This is a genomic window from Rhodopseudomonas palustris (assembly GCF_003031265.1).
Classification (GTDB): Bacteria; Pseudomonadota; Alphaproteobacteria; order Rhizobiales; family Xanthobacteraceae; genus Rhodopseudomonas; species Rhodopseudomonas palustris_H.
In genome coordinates this window covers 88726-106292 of sequence record NZ_CP019966.1, presented here as the reverse complement: position 1 = coordinate 106292, position 17567 = coordinate 88726, and the positions used below count along the sequence as shown (strand labels likewise).

Annotated in this window: 15 protein-coding genes; 12 read left to right on the top strand and 3 right to left on the bottom strand. The window is 67.1% G+C overall.

Features of this window, described 5'->3' with window-relative positions; all coding sequences use genetic code 11:
* The first annotated feature begins 51 nt into the window (after nucleotides 1-51).
* Together RPPS3_RS00475 and RPPS3_RS00470 are read left to right on the top strand one after the other, a co-directional pair.
* Complete coding sequence (locus tag RPPS3_RS00475) at nucleotides 52-393, top strand: phasin family protein (RefSeq protein ID WP_107342356.1); 342 nt, start codon at nucleotides 52-54, stop codon at nucleotides 391-393.
* 132 nt (nucleotides 394-525) lie between these two features.
* A complete protein-coding gene (locus RPPS3_RS00470; RefSeq protein ID WP_107342355.1) occupies nucleotides 526-744 on the top strand; it encodes a hypothetical protein in 219 nt (72 codons plus the stop codon).
* A 129-nt stretch (nucleotides 745-873) separates the two neighbouring features.
* Here the strand turns inward: RPPS3_RS00470 and RPPS3_RS00465 are convergent, their stop codons facing one another.
* On the bottom strand, nucleotides 874-2562 hold the full coding sequence (locus RPPS3_RS00465) for an MFS transporter (RefSeq protein ID WP_107346364.1): 1689 nt from the start codon (nucleotides 2560-2562) through the stop codon (nucleotides 874-876).
* Nucleotides 2563-2716: 154 nt separating this feature from the next.
* On the opposite strand from RPPS3_RS00465, the gene RPPS3_RS00460 reads away from it, so the two are divergent.
* Nucleotides 2717-4087 carry a hydrolase gene (locus RPPS3_RS00460; protein WP_107342354.1) on the top strand — a complete coding sequence of 457 codons (1371 nt, stop codon included), beginning with the start codon at nucleotides 2717-2719 and terminating at the stop codon, nucleotides 4085-4087.
* 107 nt (nucleotides 4088-4194) lie between these two features.
* On the opposite strand, the gene RPPS3_RS00455 is transcribed toward RPPS3_RS00460, so the two are convergent.
* Complete coding sequence (locus tag RPPS3_RS00455; protein ID WP_107342353.1) at nucleotides 4195-4995, bottom strand: HesA/MoeB/ThiF family protein; 801 nt, start codon at nucleotides 4993-4995, stop codon at nucleotides 4195-4197.
* A gap of 208 nt (nucleotides 4996-5203) precedes the next feature.
* On the opposite strand from RPPS3_RS00455, the gene RPPS3_RS00450 reads away from it, so the two are divergent.
* Nucleotides 5204-6544: a peptidoglycan-binding protein gene (locus RPPS3_RS00450; RefSeq protein WP_107342352.1), complete on the top strand. Its 1341-nt coding sequence runs from the start codon at nucleotides 5204-5206 to the stop codon at nucleotides 6542-6544.
* A gap of 51 nt (nucleotides 6545-6595) precedes the next feature.
* On the opposite strand, the gene mutM is transcribed toward RPPS3_RS00450, so the two are convergent.
* Nucleotides 6596-7471: a bifunctional DNA-formamidopyrimidine glycosylase/DNA-(apurinic or apyrimidinic site) lyase gene (mutM, locus tag RPPS3_RS00445; protein ID WP_107342351.1), complete on the bottom strand. Its 876-nt coding sequence runs from the start codon at nucleotides 7469-7471 to the stop codon at nucleotides 6596-6598.
* A 244-nt stretch (nucleotides 7472-7715) separates the two neighbouring features.
* Here mutM and ubiE point away from each other — a divergent pair, with 244 nt between their 5' ends.
* From ubiE to RPPS3_RS00405, 8 genes are all read left to right on the top strand, one after another.
* Nucleotides 7716-8477, top strand: a complete 762-nt coding sequence (ubiE, locus tag RPPS3_RS00440) for a bifunctional demethylmenaquinone methyltransferase/2-methoxy-6-polyprenyl-1,4-benzoquinol methylase UbiE (protein WP_011155654.1) — start codon at nucleotides 7716-7718, stop codon at nucleotides 8475-8477.
* Complete coding sequence (gene ubiB / locus RPPS3_RS00435) at nucleotides 8474-10051, top strand: 2-polyprenylphenol 6-hydroxylase (protein ID WP_107342350.1); 1578 nt, start codon at nucleotides 8474-8476, stop codon at nucleotides 10049-10051. Before ubiE ends, ubiB begins: the two co-directional genes overlap by 4 nt.
* A 53-nt stretch (nucleotides 10052-10104) precedes the next feature.
* A complete protein-coding gene (gene coaBC, locus RPPS3_RS00430) occupies nucleotides 10105-11550 on the top strand; it encodes a bifunctional phosphopantothenoylcysteine decarboxylase/phosphopantothenate--cysteine ligase CoaBC (protein WP_107342349.1) in 1446 nt (481 codons plus the stop codon).
* A complete protein-coding gene (gene dut / locus RPPS3_RS00425) occupies nucleotides 11547-12005 on the top strand; it encodes a dUTP diphosphatase (protein WP_107342348.1) in 459 nt (152 codons plus the stop codon). The genes coaBC and dut overlap by 4 nt, the downstream gene beginning before the upstream one ends.
* A 219-nt stretch (nucleotides 12006-12224) precedes the next feature.
* Nucleotides 12225-14738, top strand: coding sequence for a sensor histidine kinase (locus RPPS3_RS00420; RefSeq protein ID WP_107342347.1), 2514 nt, complete (start codon nucleotides 12225-12227; stop codon nucleotides 14736-14738).
* Nucleotides 14735-16255 (top strand): tRNA (adenosine(37)-N6)-threonylcarbamoyltransferase complex ATPase subunit type 1 TsaE, encoded by a 1521-nt coding sequence (gene tsaE, locus RPPS3_RS00415; protein WP_107342346.1) that lies wholly within the window; start codon nucleotides 14735-14737, stop codon nucleotides 16253-16255. The genes RPPS3_RS00420 and tsaE overlap by 4 nt, the downstream gene beginning before the upstream one ends.
* A 103-nt stretch (nucleotides 16256-16358) precedes the next feature.
* Nucleotides 16359-16667, top strand: a complete 309-nt coding sequence (locus RPPS3_RS00410; protein WP_012493906.1) for a hypothetical protein — start codon at nucleotides 16359-16361, stop codon at nucleotides 16665-16667.
* A 156-nt stretch (nucleotides 16668-16823) separates the two neighbouring features.
* Entirely contained in the window at nucleotides 16824-17546 is a 723-nt protein-coding gene (locus tag RPPS3_RS00405) for a nucleotidyltransferase family protein (protein ID WP_107342345.1), read from the top strand.
* The last annotated feature ends 21 nt before the right edge of the window (nucleotides 17547-17567 follow it).

The following is a 17567-nucleotide window of genomic DNA, read 5'->3' as shown; positions in this document are numbered from 1 at the left end:
CGTGCGGCCATCTGGTGCTTTAAGTAGCCGGAGAGCCTCGAGGAGATCGCGATGGCAGACAAGAACTCGTCCGACGTCATCCTGAACGTGATGACCAAGAACCTCGAGCAGGCGCGCGGCGCGATGACCAACTACCTCGAGTTCATCAGCAAGAGCATGTCGGTGGTGCCGATGGGCCAGAGCAGCCAGGCCACCACGCTGAAGGGCTACGTCGACCGCAACGTCCAGGCGACGTTCGATTTCTCGCAAGCGCTGCTGCACGCCAAGGACTTTCAGGACGTGGTCCGGATCCAGACCGAATTTCTGCAGACGCAATTCCGCGTTCTCACCGACCAGGCCAAGGACGTCGTCGAGATGACCAAGCCGACCGTCATCGTTCCGAACGACGGCTAGAAGGCGTTGTCCGCCACCGTCGGTCTGCCTGTCGTGTAGCGGTCGTCATCTGCGACGACCGCTACGGGAACGGTTGCGCACACATCGCATTGATGCAACTGAACAGGCTCAGCTCTGATTTGGATACCAAGCATGTTGAAGATCGTTGGTCCGCTCGTTTGCCTCACCCTGATCGCCGGCGCCGCCCAGGCGCAGGAGCGTCGCCCCGACCCTGGCTGCGGCCGGGATGTGTCGCGTCTGTGCCGGGCGGTGATGAACGAGTCCGACGGGGTGATCCTGAACTGCCTGCAGCAGCATCGCGCCAAGCTCAGCGCCAAATGCGCCAAGGTGCTGACTGACAACGGTCAGTAATAACTCTCCGTGATCGGTCCATGCCCGTGCCTGTCGCGGACATCCGCCTCTTGAGATTTCGCCATGAGCGAATGGCTAAGAGCGGGATGGCAAAGACAAGCCCGACCATGACGCCGGACGAGATCGACCCTATGTCGAACCGCCGCTGACGCCGGCGACCGGCAGCACTTCGGTCGCGGTGGTGCGATCGGGCGATTCCTCTTTCCAGCGCACCGAGCCGAACGGCCGCTCCAGCATGCGGCGTACCCGCACCGGCTCCGGTCCACGATGAAACGCGATCGCGCGCCGGTGCAGCGCGCGGTCGTCCTGGGTCGAACGGCTGCGCTGGCGCAGATAATCGAGCCAGGTCGGGCAGTGGTAGCGCTCGGTCCACAATTCCGGATCGGCGACGTCGCGGGCGATCGACCAGCCATAGGCGCCGTTGCGCTGGCGGCTGAGCTGCACCTCCTGCATCACGTTGTGAAACGCGCGCGCTTCGTCGGCGTCGACCCGATAGTCGATTTCGATCACCACTGGACCGCTGCGTGACGTCAGCGCCAGTTTCACTTCCGGATCGGCCAGCAGTTCGGCGTCCTCGGTGGGGGTGCCGACCGGCGGCATCGGCAGCAGGAAGGCGAGCACTGGAGAAGCCAGCATCGCCAGCCCCGACAGCAGCATCGATGGCGCAACGCCGGACAGATCGGCGACGTGACCCCAGCCCCAGCTGCCGATCGCGATTCCGCCGGAGATCGACGCCTGGAATGCCGCAAGCGACCGCCCTGCCACCCAGCGCGGTGCCGACAGTTGAACGCCGATGTTGAACAGCGCGATCGCCAGCATCCACACCGCGCCGGCGACGACGAGGGCTGCTGCGGTGAGGAGGGGCGAGCGGCTGATCGCGATCACCGCCATCGCCACGCCCATGATCATCGCACACAGCCGAACCGCGGCTTCACTGCTTAGGCGCTGCCGCGCAATCCCGACATTGAGTGCGCCGATCACTGCGCCGATGCCGAACGCGCCGAGCAGCAGCCCGTAGGTCTCGGCGCCGCTGTGCAGCAGGTCGCGCGCCACCAGCGGCATCAGGGCCAGCACCGAGCTGCCGGCGATGCCGGTCACCAGCGTGCGTGTCAGCACGATGCGGATCGCCGGCGAGTTGGTGATGTAGCGCACGCCGGAGACGATCGCGCGGTTCAGGCGCTCCGGCGGCAGCCGCGGCGGCTCGCTCTCCCGCCGCCACAGCAGCAGCACGATCAGCAGCGGCAGATACAGCACCGCATTGGCGGCGAATGCCGCCACCGCGCCGGCAGCCGCCACCACGATGCCGCCGACCGCCGGGCCGAAGCTGCGCGCGATGTTATAGCTGATGCCGTTCAGTGCGACCGCGGCCGGCAGGGTTTCGGCCGGCACCTGCTCGGACACCGAGGCCTGCCAGGACGGCCCGAACAGCGCCATGCCGGTGCCAATCACGAAGCAGAACAGCAGCAGGGTGTTGGGCGTCACCAGCCCGAGATGCGCCAGCGCCGCCAGCGTGGTCGCGCCGGCGAGGCCGATGCCGAGCGCGGCCAGCGCCACTAGGCGGCGGTCGTACATGTCGGCGATCGCGCCGGCCGGCATTGCCACCAGCATGATCGGCAGCATCAGGGCGGTCTGCACCAGCGCCACCTTGTCGGCGGACGCGGTCATCTGCGTCATCGCCCAGGCGGCACCGACGCCGTTGATCATCAGGCCGAGATTGGACAACAGGCTTGCCAGCCAGATCCGCCGGAACAGTGCGTGCCGCAGCGGCGCCGCGATCCCGTCGCCGGAAAACAGCCCGCGCTTCGCCGTGCCCGCCATCTGGGTCTGACCCTCCGCCGTCCTCACCGCCCCGCCGATTCAACGGCGCTGGAAACAGTGATGCCTGCGAAGCGCTCGCACTGTCCAGAGCCAACGGCGCTGGAGCGCCGGACCACGGACTGTTACGGTCGAAAAAACCGATGGAGGAGACGCGATGCAGACCACCCGGCGCAGCCTGCTGAAGGCGTTCGGAGCGCTGCCCGTGGTGCTTGGTGGCGCACCACTCGCGGCGCTGGCGCAAAGCGAAGCGACTGCGGTACCGGCGGAAGTTCCGCCGATCCTGTTCGTACATGGCAATGGCGACCACGCCGCATTGTGGATCGCTCAAATCTGGCGGATGGAGTCCAACGGCGTCGCCCGCGGTCGACTGGCCGCGCTGAATTTCACCGATCCGTTGGCGCGCAGCGACGACGGTGTGGCGCAGGATCATCGCTCATCGACCAACGACCAGCGCCGCGAATTGGCCGCAGCGATCGCCGACCTCAAGCGTCGCACCGGCGCAGCCAAAGTCGCGTTGGTGGCGAGTTCGCGCGGCGGCAACGCGGTGCGCAACGTGATCAAGAATGGCGGCGCCGCCGACGTCTCCCATGCGGTGCTGTGCGGCACCCCGAACCACGGGGTCTATGCCTGGGATTCCGGCCTGGGCAACGAGTTCAATGGCAAAGGCCCGTTTCTGAGCGGCCTCAACGCCGGCGACAGCGAGGTCACTCCCGGCGTCGCGTTCCTCACCTTACGCAGCGATGGCATGGACAAATACGCGCAAGCTGACGGCCGCTTCGTCGGCAAGCCGGCTACGCCAACCGGCGTCACCGCGGTGGGGCCGGAGCTGAAGGGCGCCACTAACCTGGTGCTCGGCGCGCTCGACCATCGCGAGACCGCGTTCCATCCGCGTGCCTTCCGCGAGATCTACAAATTCATTGCCGGCCGCGAGCCGGAACGGATCGCGGTCGCGCCCGAAGCGGCGGTGCAGCTCAGCGGCCTCGTCACCGCGACGCCCGGCGGTGTGCCGACCAACCGGCCGGTGGCGGATGCGCGGGTCGAGGTCTATCGCGTCGACCCCGACAGCGGGAAACGGATCGGCGCGGCGCTGTTCGACGGCCGAAGTGGCCCCGACGGGCGCTGGGGCCCGGTCGACACCCAGCCGCCCTGGCCGCTGGAATTCGTGCTTACCCAGCCCGGCGAGATGACCACCCACATCTATCGTTCACCGTTCCCGCGCTCGTCGGACGTGGTGCATCTGCGCGCGACGAAGCCGGCCGCCAAGCCGCAGGACGGCGCCGGCGCGGTGGTGATGCTGTCGCGGCCGCGCGGTTATTTCGGCCTGCCGCGCGACATCGTGATCCTCGACGGCAAGCAGCCGACCGACGTCAAGCCGGGTGTGCCGACCGACTCGGTGACCACGGCGATCGTGCCGTCTGGGGAAGTCGGTCGCGCCGTGATCGGCCTGTTCAATGAGGAGCGCATCGTCGCCCGGGCGTGGCCGCTCGCCGAGAACCGCATCACCGTCGCCGAGCTGACCTATTAGCGCGGCGGTTCGCGCTTGCGCCGGGTTTTTGCGGGGCCCTCACCCCGCCCCTCTCGCGCTTGCGGGAGAAGGGGATGGTGCTCCGAGCAAGGGGGCTCTTCAGCGGGTCAAACGTGCCCGCTTAAATCCGTGATCGTCGGCGCGTCGCCATTCAGGGGATTTTGCGGGTCGCGGCTGTAGCGCAGCGTCTCGAACCGCATCGCGCGGGCGTCGATCATCACGAGCCGCCCGACCAGGCCTTCGCCGAAGCCGACGATCTCGCGGATCGCCTCCAGCGCCATCATCGAGCCGAGCACGCCGGCGAGCGCGCCCATCACCCCGGCCTCCTCGCAGCTCGGCACGGTGCCGGCCGGCGGCGGTTCGGGAAACAGGCAGCGATAGGTCGGGTTGGGCTCGCCCGCGGCGTTGCGTTCGTGGGCGCGAATCGTGGTCAGCGATCCGTCGAACTGGCCGAGCGCCGCGGTGATCAGCGGCTTCTTGGCCAGATAGCAGGCGTCTGACACCAGATAGCGCGTCGCGAAATTGTCGGAGCCATCGAGCACCAGATCGCAGCCGCCGATCAACGCCAGTGCATTGGAGCCGTCGAGCCGCACCCGGTGCTGCACCACGCGGACGTTGGGATTTAGGGCGAGGATCCGGCTGGCCGCACTGTCAGCCTTGCGGGCGCCGATGTCGGGCGTTGCGTGGATCACCTGGCGCTGCAGATTCGACAGCGTGACGATGTCGTCGTCGACGATGTCGAGCGTACCGATTCCGGCCGCGGCCAGATACATCAGCACCGGCGCGCCGAGTCCGCCAGCGCCGACCACTAGCACCCGCGCACCCTTCAGCGCCGCCTGCCCGGGGCCGCCGACATCGCGCAGCACGATGTGGCGGGCGTAGCGTTCCAGTTCCTCGGCACTCAGCATGATCGGATGGTATCCTTCACTTCCACGGCCAGACCGGCATCGTCATCTTGAAGACGCGCATCCGGCTCATCCTTTCCTGCGGTCGAAGGTGCGATTTCCGGCAGGCGAGACATTGTGCGCGCTGCCGCGCGTCGAACCGGCGCAGCGTTGGCGCCGACCAAGCGGTTGTGGTTATTTGCGCATGGCGCAACGTTGCTCGGGAATTGTCATGAGATCGATGCTGGCTGCAACCCTGATCGTCGCCGGTGCCGCCACTCTGGCGGCGCATGGCGCAAACGCCGCGCCAAAGCAAACCGCGGCCGCACCGCCGGCAGCGCAGACACCTGCGGAGACGGCCAAAACGCTGGCGCAGGGCGAGCGCCAGGCGATTCAATCCGATCTCGCCTGGACCGGCGACTACAATGGCCTGATCAACGGCGAGGTGTCCGATCGGATGATCGCCGCGATCAAGCAATTCCAGACCAATCAGGGCCACAAGCCGACCGGCGTGCTCAATCCGCAGGAACGCGGGCAGCTCGCCGAGGCGGCGCGCAGGCTGCAGGCCAGCGTCGGCTGGAAGCTGGTTTCCGATCCGGTCACCGGCGCGCGCGTCGGCGTACCGACCCGGCTGGTGCCGCAACAGGCCTCCGACGGCAATGGCACGCGCTGGAGTTCCTCCACGGGGACGATCCAGGTCGCGTTGTCGCGGCGTAAGGAAGCGGACGTCTCGATCGCCAAGCTCGCCGAGCAGGAGAAGAAAGAGCCTGGCCGCAAGATCGAATACAGCGCGATCAAGCCGGACTTCTTCGTGCTGTCGGGCACCCAGAACCAGAAGAAGTTCTATATCCGCGGCAGCTTCAAGGATGCCGAGGTCCGCATCCTCACCGTGCTGTACGACCAGGCCACCGAAGGCACGATGCAGCCGGTCGTGGTCGCCATGTCGAGCGCCTACAATCCGTTTCCGGGCGGCGTCCAGGCCGGCCCACCGCCGCGCAAGAAGGTCGAATATTCGACCGGCACGATCGTCGGCGCCGATGGCGCGATCCTGGCCGATCGCGAGGCGGTCGAGGGCTGCCTGTCGATCGTTGTTGCGGGCTACGGTCCTGCCGATCTGGCCGATCGAAGCAAGGAGCACGAACTGGCGCTGCTGCGGATCTACGGCGCGTCCGAGCTCAAGCCGCTGCCGATCGGCGGTGGCGCAGCCAAGGCCGGAGCGGTCGAGATCACAGGCGTCGCCGATCCGCAGAGCCAGGGCGGCGGCGCTGCCGTCACCACCGTCAAGGCGCAGCTCACCGTTGCCGGCACCACCGGCGGGTTGGTAGTAACGCCGCCGCCGAGCCTCGGCTTTTCCGGTGCACCGGCACGCGATGCGGAGGGACGGTTCGCGGGGCTGACGACGCTGCGTCTGCCACTGGTCGCAGGAGCGGCGGATGGCGCTGCGGCGCAGGCGACGCTGATCACCGCCGACACCGTCCGCAGCTATCTCACCGGCGTCGGCGTGAAGCCGGCCGAAGTCACCACCAAGGATGCCAAAGCGAGCGTCGTCCGCGTGATCTGCGTGCGGAAGTAATCCCCGCGGACTCGCTGCCTGTGTCGTCCGAAGTGATTGGTTGAATTCCCTTCACTTCTGGCACTTCGGGCACCAGAACGTCGACCGGCCGTTCTGCACGAAGCGTTGCACTGTGCCGCTGCAGGTCGGGCACGGCTTGCCTTCGCGGTCGTAAACCTTGAACGCGTGTTGGAAGTAACCGAGCTCACCGCTGGTCTGGCGATGGTCGCGGAGCGATGAGCCGCCGGCCTTGATCGCTTCGCCCAGCACCTCGCGGATTGCCTCGGTCAACCGCACCGCATGGTCGGTCGGTTCTTCCTTGCGATTGGCCAGCGTCGAGGCTTTGCGCTTTGGTGATAGGTGCGCGCGAAACAGCGCCTCGCAGACATAGATGTTGCCGAGCCCGGCAACCACGCGCTGATCGAGCAGCGCGGCCTTGAGGCTGGTCTGCTTGCCGGCGCAGGCCTTCGCCAGCAGGCTGGCGTCGAACGCGTTGCCGAGCGGCTCGGGGCCGAGGCCCTTCAGGTGCGGCTCGGTTTCGATCTCGCTGCGCGGAAACACCTTCATGAAGCCGAACCGCCGCGGATCGTTGAACACGATGCGGGCGCCGGACGCCATTTCGAACACCACGTGGTCGTGGGTGCGGTCCTCGCTGCGGGGATAGTGAAACTCGCCCGGCGTGGTCTCGCCATCGGCCTCGATCACCCGGAACGAGCCGGACATCCCGAGATGCATCAGCAGCACGTCGCCGCTCGACAGATCCGCCAGCAGATATTTGGCACGCCGGCCGAGGCCGGTGACGATCTGGCCGGTGAGCCGGGCGACGAAGTCCTTCTGCAGCGGAAACCGCAGGTTCTCCCGGTGCGCCACCGCGCGGTCGATCCGAAAGCCCTCCATCGCCGGCTGCAGCCCGCGGCGGACGGTTTCGACTTCGGGGAGTTCGGGCATCGGGCTCGCTCGGAAGGGCTTTAAGCCACTCGATTGGCTTGAATTTCAGGCATGGCGGCGACAACCCGGCGATTGCGGCCGGCGCCGTCCGTTGTTGCATTCTACATTTGGCGTCAGCCAGTTAAGGCATTCAGGTGATAGCGCCTCCGCACCAAGCGCGCTATATGGTCCGCCGCGGACCGCCGTTTTCGTGTTTCGGGCGGCAATCGGCCTGAAAAACCGTCCGCGCGCAGGAGTTGAAGGCATGACTGAGCCGGGCGAGACCACGCATTTCGGCTATCGCGACGTTCCGCTGGACGAGAAGCAGACGCTGGTCAACGACGTGTTTCACAGCGTCGCCGGCCGCTACGACCTGATGAACGATCTGATGTCGGGCGGCATGCACCGGTTGTGGAAGGACGTGATGATCACGACCCTCAACCCGCCGCGCGACGACACGCCGTTCCGGCTACTCGACGTTGCCGGCGGGACCGGCGATATCTCGTTCCGTGCCGCCAAGGCCTCGGGCGCCGGCTTTCACTCCACCGTCTGCGATATCAACACCGACATGCTCGAAGTCGGCCGCCAGCGCGCGGTCGAGCGCAATCTCGACGACAAGGTCGATTTCGTCGAGGGCAATGCCGAGAGCCTGCAGTTCGACGATCGCAGCTTCGACGCCTACACCATCGCGTTCGGCATCCGGAACGTGCCGCGGATCGATCTGGCGCTGAAGGAAGCCTATCGGGTGCTCAAGCCGGGCAGCCGTTTCCTGTGCCTGGAGTTCTCGTCGGTCGACGTGCCGGGCCTGTCCAAGCTGTACGATCTGTTCTCGTTCAAGGTGATCCCGGAGATCGGCCGCGTCGTCACCGGCGATGCCGACAGCTATCAGTATCTGGTCGAATCGATCCGCAAATTTCCCAAGCCGTATGATTTCGCCGAGATGATGCGCGACGCCGGCTTTGCGCGCGCCAACTGGCAGGTGATGAGCGGCGGCATCGTCGCGCTGCATTCGGGCTGGCGTTTGTGATCGCAGCACTTACTCATGTGGCGCGGCTCGGCCGCGCCGCCTTCGTGTTCGCGCGCGAGGGCGTGTTCGGCGTGGTCGATCCGGCGTTGATTCCGCCCGCCGGTCAGGTGCCGATCCGGCTGGCGCGGCTGATCGAGCGGCGCGGCGCCAAGTCCGGCCCGCGGCTGTCGCGCGCCCTGACGCGGCTCGGCCCAGCGTACTTGAAACTCGGCCAATTCCTCGCCACGCGGCCCGACGTGGTCGGCGTCGCGATGGCGCGCGATCTCGAAGCGCTGCAGGACCGGCTGCCGCCATTCTCGCAGGACGAAGCCAACGAGGTGATCGCGACCTCGCTGGAGCGGCCGCTGCGCGATCTTTTCGTCAGCCTCAGCCCCCCGGTGGCGGCCGCTTCGATCGCCCAGGTGCATCGCGGCGAGGTCGAGATCGACGGCGTCCGCAAGCAGGTCGCCGTGAAGGTGCTGCGGCCGAACGTGTCGGCGCGGTTCAGGCGCGACCTGTCGGATTTCTTCTATGTGGCCGACAAGGCCGAGCTGTATTCCGCCGAGGCGCGGCGGCTGCGGCTGGTCGAAGTCATCAACACGATGTCGCGCTCGGTCGCGATGGAGATGGACCTGCGGCTGGAAGCGGCCGCGGCGTCCGAGATGGCCGAGAACACCAAGGACGATCCGGACTTCCGCGTCCCCACCGTCGATTGGGATCGCACCAGCCACAACGTGCTGACGATGGAGTGGATCGACGGCATCCCGCTGAACGATCACGCCCGTCTGAAGGACGCCAACGTCGATACCATCGAGCTCGGCCGCAAGGTGATCCAGAGCTTCCTGCGCCATGCGCTGCGCGACGGCTTCTTCCACGCCGACATGCATCCGGGCAACCTGTTCCTGGATCGCGACGGCAAGCTGGTGGCGGTCGATTTCGGCATCATGGGGCGCCTGCTGCCGAAGGAGCGGCGCTTCCTCGCCGAGATCCTGCTCGGCTTCATCACCCGCAACTATCGCCGCGTCGCCGAGGTGCATTTCGAGGCCGGCTACGTGCCGGCGCATCACTCGGTCGAGAATTTCGCGCAGGCGATCCGCGCGATCGGCGAGCCGATCCACAATCGCACCGCCGAAGAAATCTCGATGGCCAAGCTGCTGACGCTGCTGCTCGAGGTCACCGGCCTGTTCGACATGCGGACCCGGCCGGAGTTGATCCTGCTGCAGAAGACCATGGTGGTGGTCGAAGGCGTGGCGCGGTCGTTCGATCCCAAGCTCGACATCTGGAAGGTCGCCGACCCGGTGGTGCGCGAGTGGATCCAGCGCAATCTGGGTCCGATCGGCAAGGTCGAAGGCGCGCTCGCCGGCGCCGGCGAGCTCGGCCACACCCTGACCAGCCTGCCGACCATCGTGTCGCGCGCCGTCACCGTGCTGAATCAGCTCGAGGTCATGACCAAGGACGGCCTGGTGCTGGCGCCGGAGACGATCGCTGCGATCGGCCGCACCGTGCGCGGCCGCACCCGCGGCCGGACGGTGGCGCTCTGGGTGATCGCTGCGACCTTCATCGGGGTTCTGATCGCGCTTTCGCGAATGATCTGACGGCATTGCATTCATGTCTTGAATGCAATGCTTGCGTCCGCTAGCTTTTCGTCATGGCTAATCTGACGATCCGCAAGCTCGACGACGTTCTTAAGGCCGAACTCCGCCAACGAGCGGCTGCCAATGGCCGCTCGATGGAAGACGAAGTCCGGGTGATCCTGCGCGACGCCTGCCACAGGCGGCTCGGCTTCGCAGAGCCTTCGTCGGTCGACCCTTCCGTGCCCTCAGTCCCGACGCCGGAAGATCCGCCGGAAGGCGCTCGTGCCCAGCCGCAGCAGGGCGGCGCGCGGGTGACGCTGATCGTCGGCGGCGGCATCGCGGCCTACAAGGCGATGGACCTGATCCGCCGGCTCAAGGATCGCGGTGCTGACGTCCGTGTGGTGCTGACCAAGGCGGCCCAGCAGTTCGTCACCCCGTTGACCGCGAGCGCGCTGTCGCATCAGCGCTGCTACACCGATCTGTTTGACCCCTCGAGCGAGTTCGATGCCGGGCACATCCGCCTTGCCCGCGACTGCGACCTGATTGTCGTCGCGCCGGCGACCGCCGACCTGATGGCCAAGATCGCCGGCGGTCATGCCGATGACCTCGCGACCGCGATCCTGCTCGCCACCAATCGCCAGATCCTGCTGGCGCCGGCGATGAACCCGCTGATGTGGAACAACGCCGCGACCCGGCGCAACGTCGCCCAGCTCAAGCAGGACGGCGTTGTGATGGTCGGCCCCAATGCCGGCGAGATGGCCGAGCGCGGCGAGGCCGGCGTCGGCCGGATGGCGGAGCCGATCGAGATCGCCGCAGCGGCCGAAGCGCTGTGGCGGCCGCAGCCGCCGAAGCCGCTGCTCGGCAAGCGCGTGCTGATCACCGCAGGCCCGACCCATGAGCCGATCGATCCGGTGCGCTACATCGCCAACCGCTCGTCCGGCAAACAGGGCTACGCGATCGCAGCCGCGGCGGCCGCCGCCGGCGCCGAGGTATCGCTGATTTCCGGTCCGGTCGAGCTACGGGCGCCGGCAGGTGTCGACCTTACCCGCGTGGAGTCGGCGCGCGAGATGCTTGCTGCCGTTCAATCGGCGCTGCCGGCGGATGTGGCGATCTTCGCCGCTGCCGTCGCGGACTGGCGTGTTGCCAGTGAAGGAATACAGAAGCTCAAGAAGGGCGCCGGCGGGCCGCCGCCGCTGCAGCTGACCGAGAATCCCGACATCCTGGCGACGATCTCGAAGTTGACCGAGGGCCGGCCGCCGCTGGTGATCGGCTTTGCGGCCGAGACCGAAAACCTGATCGACAACGCCACCGCCAAGCTGGCCCGCAAGGGCTGCGATTGGATCGTCGCCAACGACGTCTCGCCAGCCACCGGCGTGATGGGCGGCGACCGCAACACCGTGCATCTGCTGATGCGCAACGATGCCGCCACCGATCTCGAATCATGGCCGCTGATGACCAAGGACGAAGTCGCGACCGCGCTGGTGGCGCGGATCGCTCAAGCAATGGCAGTTCCCGCATGACCCAAAAGATCACCGTTTCGATTCGCCATCTGCCGCACGGCGAAGGCTTGCCGCTGCCGGAGTATCAGACCGCGCATGCCGCCGGGCTCGACCTGACCGCCGCCGTCCCGCAGGACGCGCCGCTGACGCTGCAACCCGGCCGCTACGTGCTGGTGCCGACCGGACTCACCATTGCGCTTCCGGAGAACTACGAGGCGCAGGTCCGGCCGCGTTCGGGGCTTGCCGCCAAGCACGGCGTCACCGTGCTGAACGCGCCGGGCACGATCGACGCCGATTATCGCGGCGAGATCGGCGTGCTGCTGATCAACCACGGCACCGAGCCGTTCACGATCCGCCGCGGCGAACGCATCGCTCAAATAGTGATCGCCCCGGTCAGCCGCGCTCAGTTCGTGGCGGTCGAGGTGCTGCCGGAAAGCGGCCGCGGCGCCGGTGGTTTCGGCTCGACCGGCCGCTGAGTGGCGGCGCCGCGTTGAGGTGTTAGTTCCGCGACTCAACTAGATTTAGTGTCAAGCACGGCCGGAATCGGCGCGGGAAAATATAAATCGTCCGTTTGCGGACGGTCATCACTCCGTTCACGGTCTGGACTCTTACCCCCCGAGTCGCGATGGCGATAATGTCCTCCGATTCGGCTATGGCGCGGCTTGTCAGTTGCGCCGTGCGGTTTGGGGCAATCGATGTCAGGCGTATTGGGGTCCATACGTCGGACCAGTCTGTCGTGCACCTCCCTGGTGCATGGTTTGGCTGGGACGGCTGTGATGGTCGCGTCCTCGCCGGCGCGAGCCGCAGACGATCACCTGGCCGCCATCACGTCGTCGCTGCTGCTGGACCTCAACCGCCACGAGATGATGACGTTGATCATCGCGCTCGCGGCGCTGGGCTTTTCGGTGATGTCTGCGATCATGCTGGTGCGGACGCGGCAGCGCGCGCTTGCGCGCGAAGCGGGGCTGCGCGCCGACCTGCAGGGACTGCAGGCAGAGTCCGATCGCTTTCAGGCGCTGCTGTTCGCCGAGCCGCAGGTGCTGATCTCCTGGGCCGCCGGCGACAGCCGGCCGCAGATCAGCGGTGACACCGCGCTGTTCCTGCCGCCCGAGACCCAGAGCCGCCAGCCGCAACGCGTGCTCGCGTTCGGAACCTGGCTGCCGCCCGAGCCGGCTCTGCAGATGGATCACGCCGTCGACGCGCTGCTCGACAAGGGCGAAGGCTTCCTGTTGCAGCTCGTCACCTCGACCGGCCGGTCGATCGAGGCGATGGGGCGCGCCGTCGGCGGTCAGGCCGTGGTCCGCATCCGCGAACTGAGCGGCGTGCGCCGCGAGCTCGCCGATATGAGCCGGCGCTTCAAGGCGCTGCAGGACGAAACCGAGATGCTGCGCGGCTTTGCCACCGCCGCGCCGTGGCCGATCTGGACCCGCCGTTCCGATGGCACGCTCAGCTTCGCCAACGCCGCCTATGCGCGGGCGACCGATGCCAGCGACGCCGCGGACGCGATCGGCCGCAATCTCGAACTGCTCGATTCCAGCGATCGTGCAGCGCTGGCGCGGGCGCTCAGCGACGGCTACGAATACTCCGGCCGGCTGCCGATCGTGGTCGGCGGCGAGCGCCGTTACTTCGACGTCCGCGCCCTGAAGGTGACCGGCGGCAGCGCCGGCATCGCGGTCGACGCCAGTGAAACCGCCGCGCTCGGCGCCGCGCTGGAGCGGATGGCCGATGCACATCGGCGCACGCTCGATCAGCTGTCCTCCGGGGTCGCGGTGTTCGACGCTCAGCGCAGGCTGTCGTTCTACAACGACTCCTATCGCAAGCTGTGGGATCTCGACCGCATCTTCCTCGACAGCCATCCCGACGACTCCACCGTGCTCGACCGGCTGCGCGCCGAGCGCAAGTTGCCGGAGGAGCGCGACTTCAAGGCGTGGAAGAACAAGCTGCACGAAGCCTATCGGGCGGTCGAAGCCGAGAAGGACGTCTGGTACCTGCCTGACGGCCGCGCGGTCAGCATCGTCACCACGCCCAATCCGGAAGGTGGCGTCACCTATCTGTTCGATGACGTCACCGAAAGCCTCGATCTCAAGCGCCGCTATGGCGGCCTGATCGACGTCCAGCGCGAAACGCTCGACAATCTCTCGGAAGCCGTCGCGGTGTTCGGCTCCAACGGCTGCGCGCAGTTGTTCAACCCGCCGTTCGCGCGGATGTGGAACCTGTCGGCCGAGGCGCTGCAGAGCCAGCCGCACATCGAGGCGATCGAGGAGTGGTGCCGGCCGCTGTTCGACGACGAGGTGTTCTGGCAGGCGCTGCGCGGCGCCATCACCGGCATCGACGATCGCCGCCATGTCCTGCTCAAGCTCGAGCGCAAGGACGGCAGCGTGCTGGCCTGCAAGACCATGCCGCTGCCCGACGGCGCCACCATGCTGACGTTCCAGGACATCACCGACACCGAGAATGTCGAGCGGGCGCTGCGCGAGCGCAACGAGGCGTTGGAGACGGCCGATCGCATCAAGATCGATTTCGTCCACCACGTCTCGTACGAACTGCGCTCGCCGCTGACCACGATCATCGGCTTCGCGCACTTCCTCAGCGATCCCTCGACCGGGCCGCTCACCGAGAAGCAGGCCGAGTACGTGAACTACATCACGACCTCGACCAATGCGCTGATGGCGATCATCAACAACATCCTCGATCTCGCCAGCATCGACGCAGGCGCGATGACGCTCAATCTCGGGCCGATCGACATCCGCAAGGTGATCGATGCGGCCGCCGAGGGCATTCAGGACCGGCTGGCGCGCGATCAGATCGCGCTGCAGGTCGACATCGATCCGGCGATCGACAGCTTTGTCGGCGATGAGCGGCGGGTCGTGCAGGTGCTGTACAATCTGCTTGCCAACGCGGTGGATTTCTCGCCCCCGCAAGGGACGGTGCGGCTGACGGTGCGCCGGGGCGAGACCCGCGTCGCGTTCACCGTGACCGACTCTGGTCCCGGCATCGCGCCGGCGTTCAAAGAGAAGATGTTCGATCTGTTCGAGAGCGACCCGCAGGGCTCGCGGCATCGCGGTGCCGGGCTCGGCCTGTCGCTGGTGCGCTCGTTCGTCGAGCTGCATGGCGGCAAGGTCCAGGTCGAGTCGGCGATCGGTCGCGGCACGTCGGTGACCTGCGAGTTTCCGATCGAGCCGGCTGCTCGACGCCACGCGGCCGAATGAGTGCGGTGGCGACATTCTCGGTCGCGCTCGCCAACGAGACGGCGACCGCGCGGCTGATGGCCGAGGTGGCGCTGCTGATCGGCCCCGGCGATGTCGTGACTTTGTCGGGCGATCTCGGTGCCGGCAAGACAGCCGCAGCGCGGGCGATGATCCGTTATCTGGCGGACGACGACGCGCTCGAAGTGCCGAGCCCGACCTTCACGCTGGTGCAGACCTACGATCTGCCGCCTTATCCTCTGCTGCATGCCGATCTGTATCGGGTCGAGGATCCGTCCGAGCTGGAAGAAATCGGGCTGTCGCCGCTGCCGGACGGCACCGTGGCGCTGATCGAATGGCCCGAGCGCGCCGGCGCGGCGCTGCCGGAAGACCGCATCGATATCGCGCTCAGTCATCGTCCTGCGCTGGGCCCGTCGGCGCGTGCCGCGGAAATCACCGGCCACGGCAAAGCCGTGAAGCAGGTCGAACGGCTCGCTGCGCTGCGCAGCTTCATCGAGACCGCCGGCTACGCCGATGCCGAGCGCCGGCACATGCCGGGCGACGCCTCGACGCGCTCCTACGCGCGGCTGCAGCGCGGCGCCGAGAGCGTGATCCTGATGAACGCGCCGCGCCGTCCGGACGGTCCGGCGCTCTATGCCGGCAAGAGTTACAGCGCTGCGGTGCATCTGGCCGAAGACGTCCGGCCGTTCGTTGCGATCGGGCAGGGCCTGCGCGAGCGTGGCTTCTCGGCGCCTGCCATCCATCACGCCGATCTCGATGCCGGCTTCCTGATCACCGAAGATCTCGGCCGCGTCGGCTTTGTCGAGGGCGATCCGCCGGCGCCGGTGGTGGCGCGCTATCAGGCTGCCACCGACATGCTGGCGGCGCTGCACGCCAAGCCGCTGCCCGATCACCTGCCGCTGTCGACGCGCGAGAGCTACGCGGTGCCGACATTCGACGAAGCCGCGATGATGATCGAGGTCGGCCTGATGCCCGAGTGGTATCTGCCGGATCGCGGTGCGCCGCCGTCTGAAGCGTTGCGGGCCGAATTCGTCGCGCTGTGGCGCAAGCTGCTCGCCGGCATAGCGGCCGCGCCGCGGACCTGGGTGCTGCGCGATTATCACTCGCCGAATCTGATCTGGCTGGAGGATCGTCCCGGCATCGAGCGCGTCGGGGTGATCGACTTCCAGGACACCGTGCTGGGCCCGGCCGCCTACGACGTGGTGTCGCTGCTGCAGGATGCCCGCATCGACGTGCCGGAAGCGACGGAATTGTCGTTGCTCGGCCGCTATGTCAAAGCCCGGCTCGCTACGGATCCCGAGTTCGACGCTCCCGGTTTCGCGCGGCTCTACGCAGTGATGTCGGCGCAGCGGAACACACGGCTATTGGGAACTTTCGCCCGGCTCAACCGGCGCGACGGCAAGCCGCAATATTTGAAGCATCAGCCGCGGGTGTGGGCGTATCTGGCCCGCTCGCTGGCGCATCCGGCGCTTGCCGAGGTCCGGGCCTGGTATCGGGACCACGTGCCGCCACCGCTCTGATTCGGCGGATTTCCTTTACGCATCTTTAGAATCGGCCCCGTAGTGTTCCGGGGTCGCCGAGGCATGGCCCGGCGGCGCCAAGACCGAACCGCAGGACTTCGAGATGGTTGCCGAACGCAATAAGGACGGCCGCGTCGTTTTCGATCGTGGGTTGCGCGCGCAGATGATGGCGATCGACGGCACTTGGCGCCGTCCCTGCCTGATCGAAGACGTCTCCGAACTCGGCGCCAAGCTGACGGTCGAAGGGACGGTCGAGGGTCTCAACCTCAAGGAATTCTTCCTGCTGCTGTCGTCGACCGGATTGGCCTATCGCCGCTGCGAGCTGAGCTGGATCAACGGCGACCAGATCGGCGTCACCTTCCTGCGTCTCGACCGGAAGAAGAAGCGCGCCGCGCAAGCCGAGAACGCCTGAGCGGCGTCTGCGCTGCCTGAATGCTCTCGCGCCGAACCGCGCGCCGTCGTATCGTCGTCATGATCGCCGACTACCCAATGACCGCCTCCGATAGACCGTTCGGAGCCGCGTGATACAATCGATTCGCGCCGCCCGGCGCGTTCCGAGTCGGAGACCATGACCGTTCGTCCCCACAAAGCCATGGTGCTGGCCGCCGGCCTCGGCCTGCGGATGCGCCCGCTCACCGATCATATGCCGAAGCCGCTGGTGCGCGTCGCCGGCCGTCCGTTGCTCGACCACGTGCTCGACCGGCTGGCCGAAGTCGACGTCACCGAAGCCGTCGTCAACGTCCACTATCTGCCGGATCAGATCATCGATCACGTCGCCGGGCGGACCAGCCCGCGGGTGATCATTTCGGACGAGCGCGATCAGGTGCTCGGCACCGGCGGTGCGGTGGTCAAAGCGCTGCCGCTGCTCGGCGATGCGCCGTTCTATCATCTCAATGCCGACACGATGTGGATCGACGGCGTGCGGCCGAATCTGGCGCGGCTCGCCGAAGCGTTCGATCCGGCCCGGATGGACATCCTGCTGCTGATGGCGCCGACCGCGAACAGCATCGGCTATGCCGGCAAGGGCGATTTCGCGATGAGCCCCGACGGCAGCCTGCACAAGCGCAAAGAGACCGAGGTGGTGCCGTTCGTCTATGCCGGCGCCGCGATCATGTCGCCGGCGATCTTCAAGGACGCGCCGCAGGGCGAGTTCTCGCTGACCAAGATGTTCGATCGCGCCGGCCAGCAGCATCGCCTGCACGGGCTGCGACTCGACGGCTTGTGGATGCATGTCGGTACGCCCGACGCGGTGCCTGCGGCCGAACGGGCGTATCTCGCCAGCGTCGCCTGAGAGGTCGGCCCGCGCCGGCCA

What these genes read in the sequence shown, in the direction of transcription:
- RPPS3_RS00470 (WP_107342355.1), top strand. Translation starts at nt 526, where the DNA reads ATGTTGAAGATCGTTGGTCCGCTCGTTTGCCTCACCCTGATCGCCGGC.
- dut (WP_107342348.1), top strand. Translation starts at nt 11,547, where the DNA reads ATGACCCAAAAGATCACCGTTTCGATTCGCCATCTGCCGCACGGCGAA.
- RPPS3_RS00450 (WP_107342352.1), top strand. Translation starts at nt 5,204, where the DNA reads ATGAGATCGATGCTGGCTGCAACCCTGATCGTCGCCGGTGCCGCCACT.
- RPPS3_RS00455 (WP_107342353.1), bottom strand. Translation starts at nt 4,995, where the DNA reads ATGCTGAGTGCCGAGGAACTGGAACGCTACGCCCGCCACATCGTGCTG.
- tsaE (WP_107342346.1), top strand. Translation starts at nt 14,735, where the DNA reads ATGAGTGCGGTGGCGACATTCTCGGTCGCGCTCGCCAACGAGACGGCG.
- RPPS3_RS00460 (WP_107342354.1), top strand. Translation starts at nt 2,717, where the DNA reads ATGCAGACCACCCGGCGCAGCCTGCTGAAGGCGTTCGGAGCGCTGCCC.
- RPPS3_RS00410 (WP_012493906.1), top strand. Translation starts at nt 16,359, where the DNA reads ATGGTTGCCGAACGCAATAAGGACGGCCGCGTCGTTTTCGATCGTGGG.
- RPPS3_RS00475 (WP_107342356.1), top strand. Translation starts at nt 52, where the DNA reads ATGGCAGACAAGAACTCGTCCGACGTCATCCTGAACGTGATGACCAAG.
- ubiE (WP_011155654.1), top strand. Translation starts at nt 7,716, where the DNA reads ATGACTGAGCCGGGCGAGACCACGCATTTCGGCTATCGCGACGTTCCG.
- coaBC (WP_107342349.1), top strand. Translation starts at nt 10,105, where the DNA reads ATGGCTAATCTGACGATCCGCAAGCTCGACGACGTTCTTAAGGCCGAA.
- RPPS3_RS00465 (WP_107346364.1), bottom strand. Translation starts at nt 2,562, where the DNA reads ATGGCGGGCACGGCGAAGCGCGGGCTGTTTTCCGGCGACGGGATCGCG.
- mutM (WP_107342351.1), bottom strand. Translation starts at nt 7,471, where the DNA reads ATGCCCGAACTCCCCGAAGTCGAAACCGTCCGCCGCGGGCTGCAGCCG.
- RPPS3_RS00405 (WP_107342345.1), top strand. Translation starts at nt 16,824, where the DNA reads ATGACCGTTCGTCCCCACAAAGCCATGGTGCTGGCCGCCGGCCTCGGC.
- RPPS3_RS00420 (WP_107342347.1), top strand. Translation starts at nt 12,225, where the DNA reads ATGTCAGGCGTATTGGGGTCCATACGTCGGACCAGTCTGTCGTGCACC.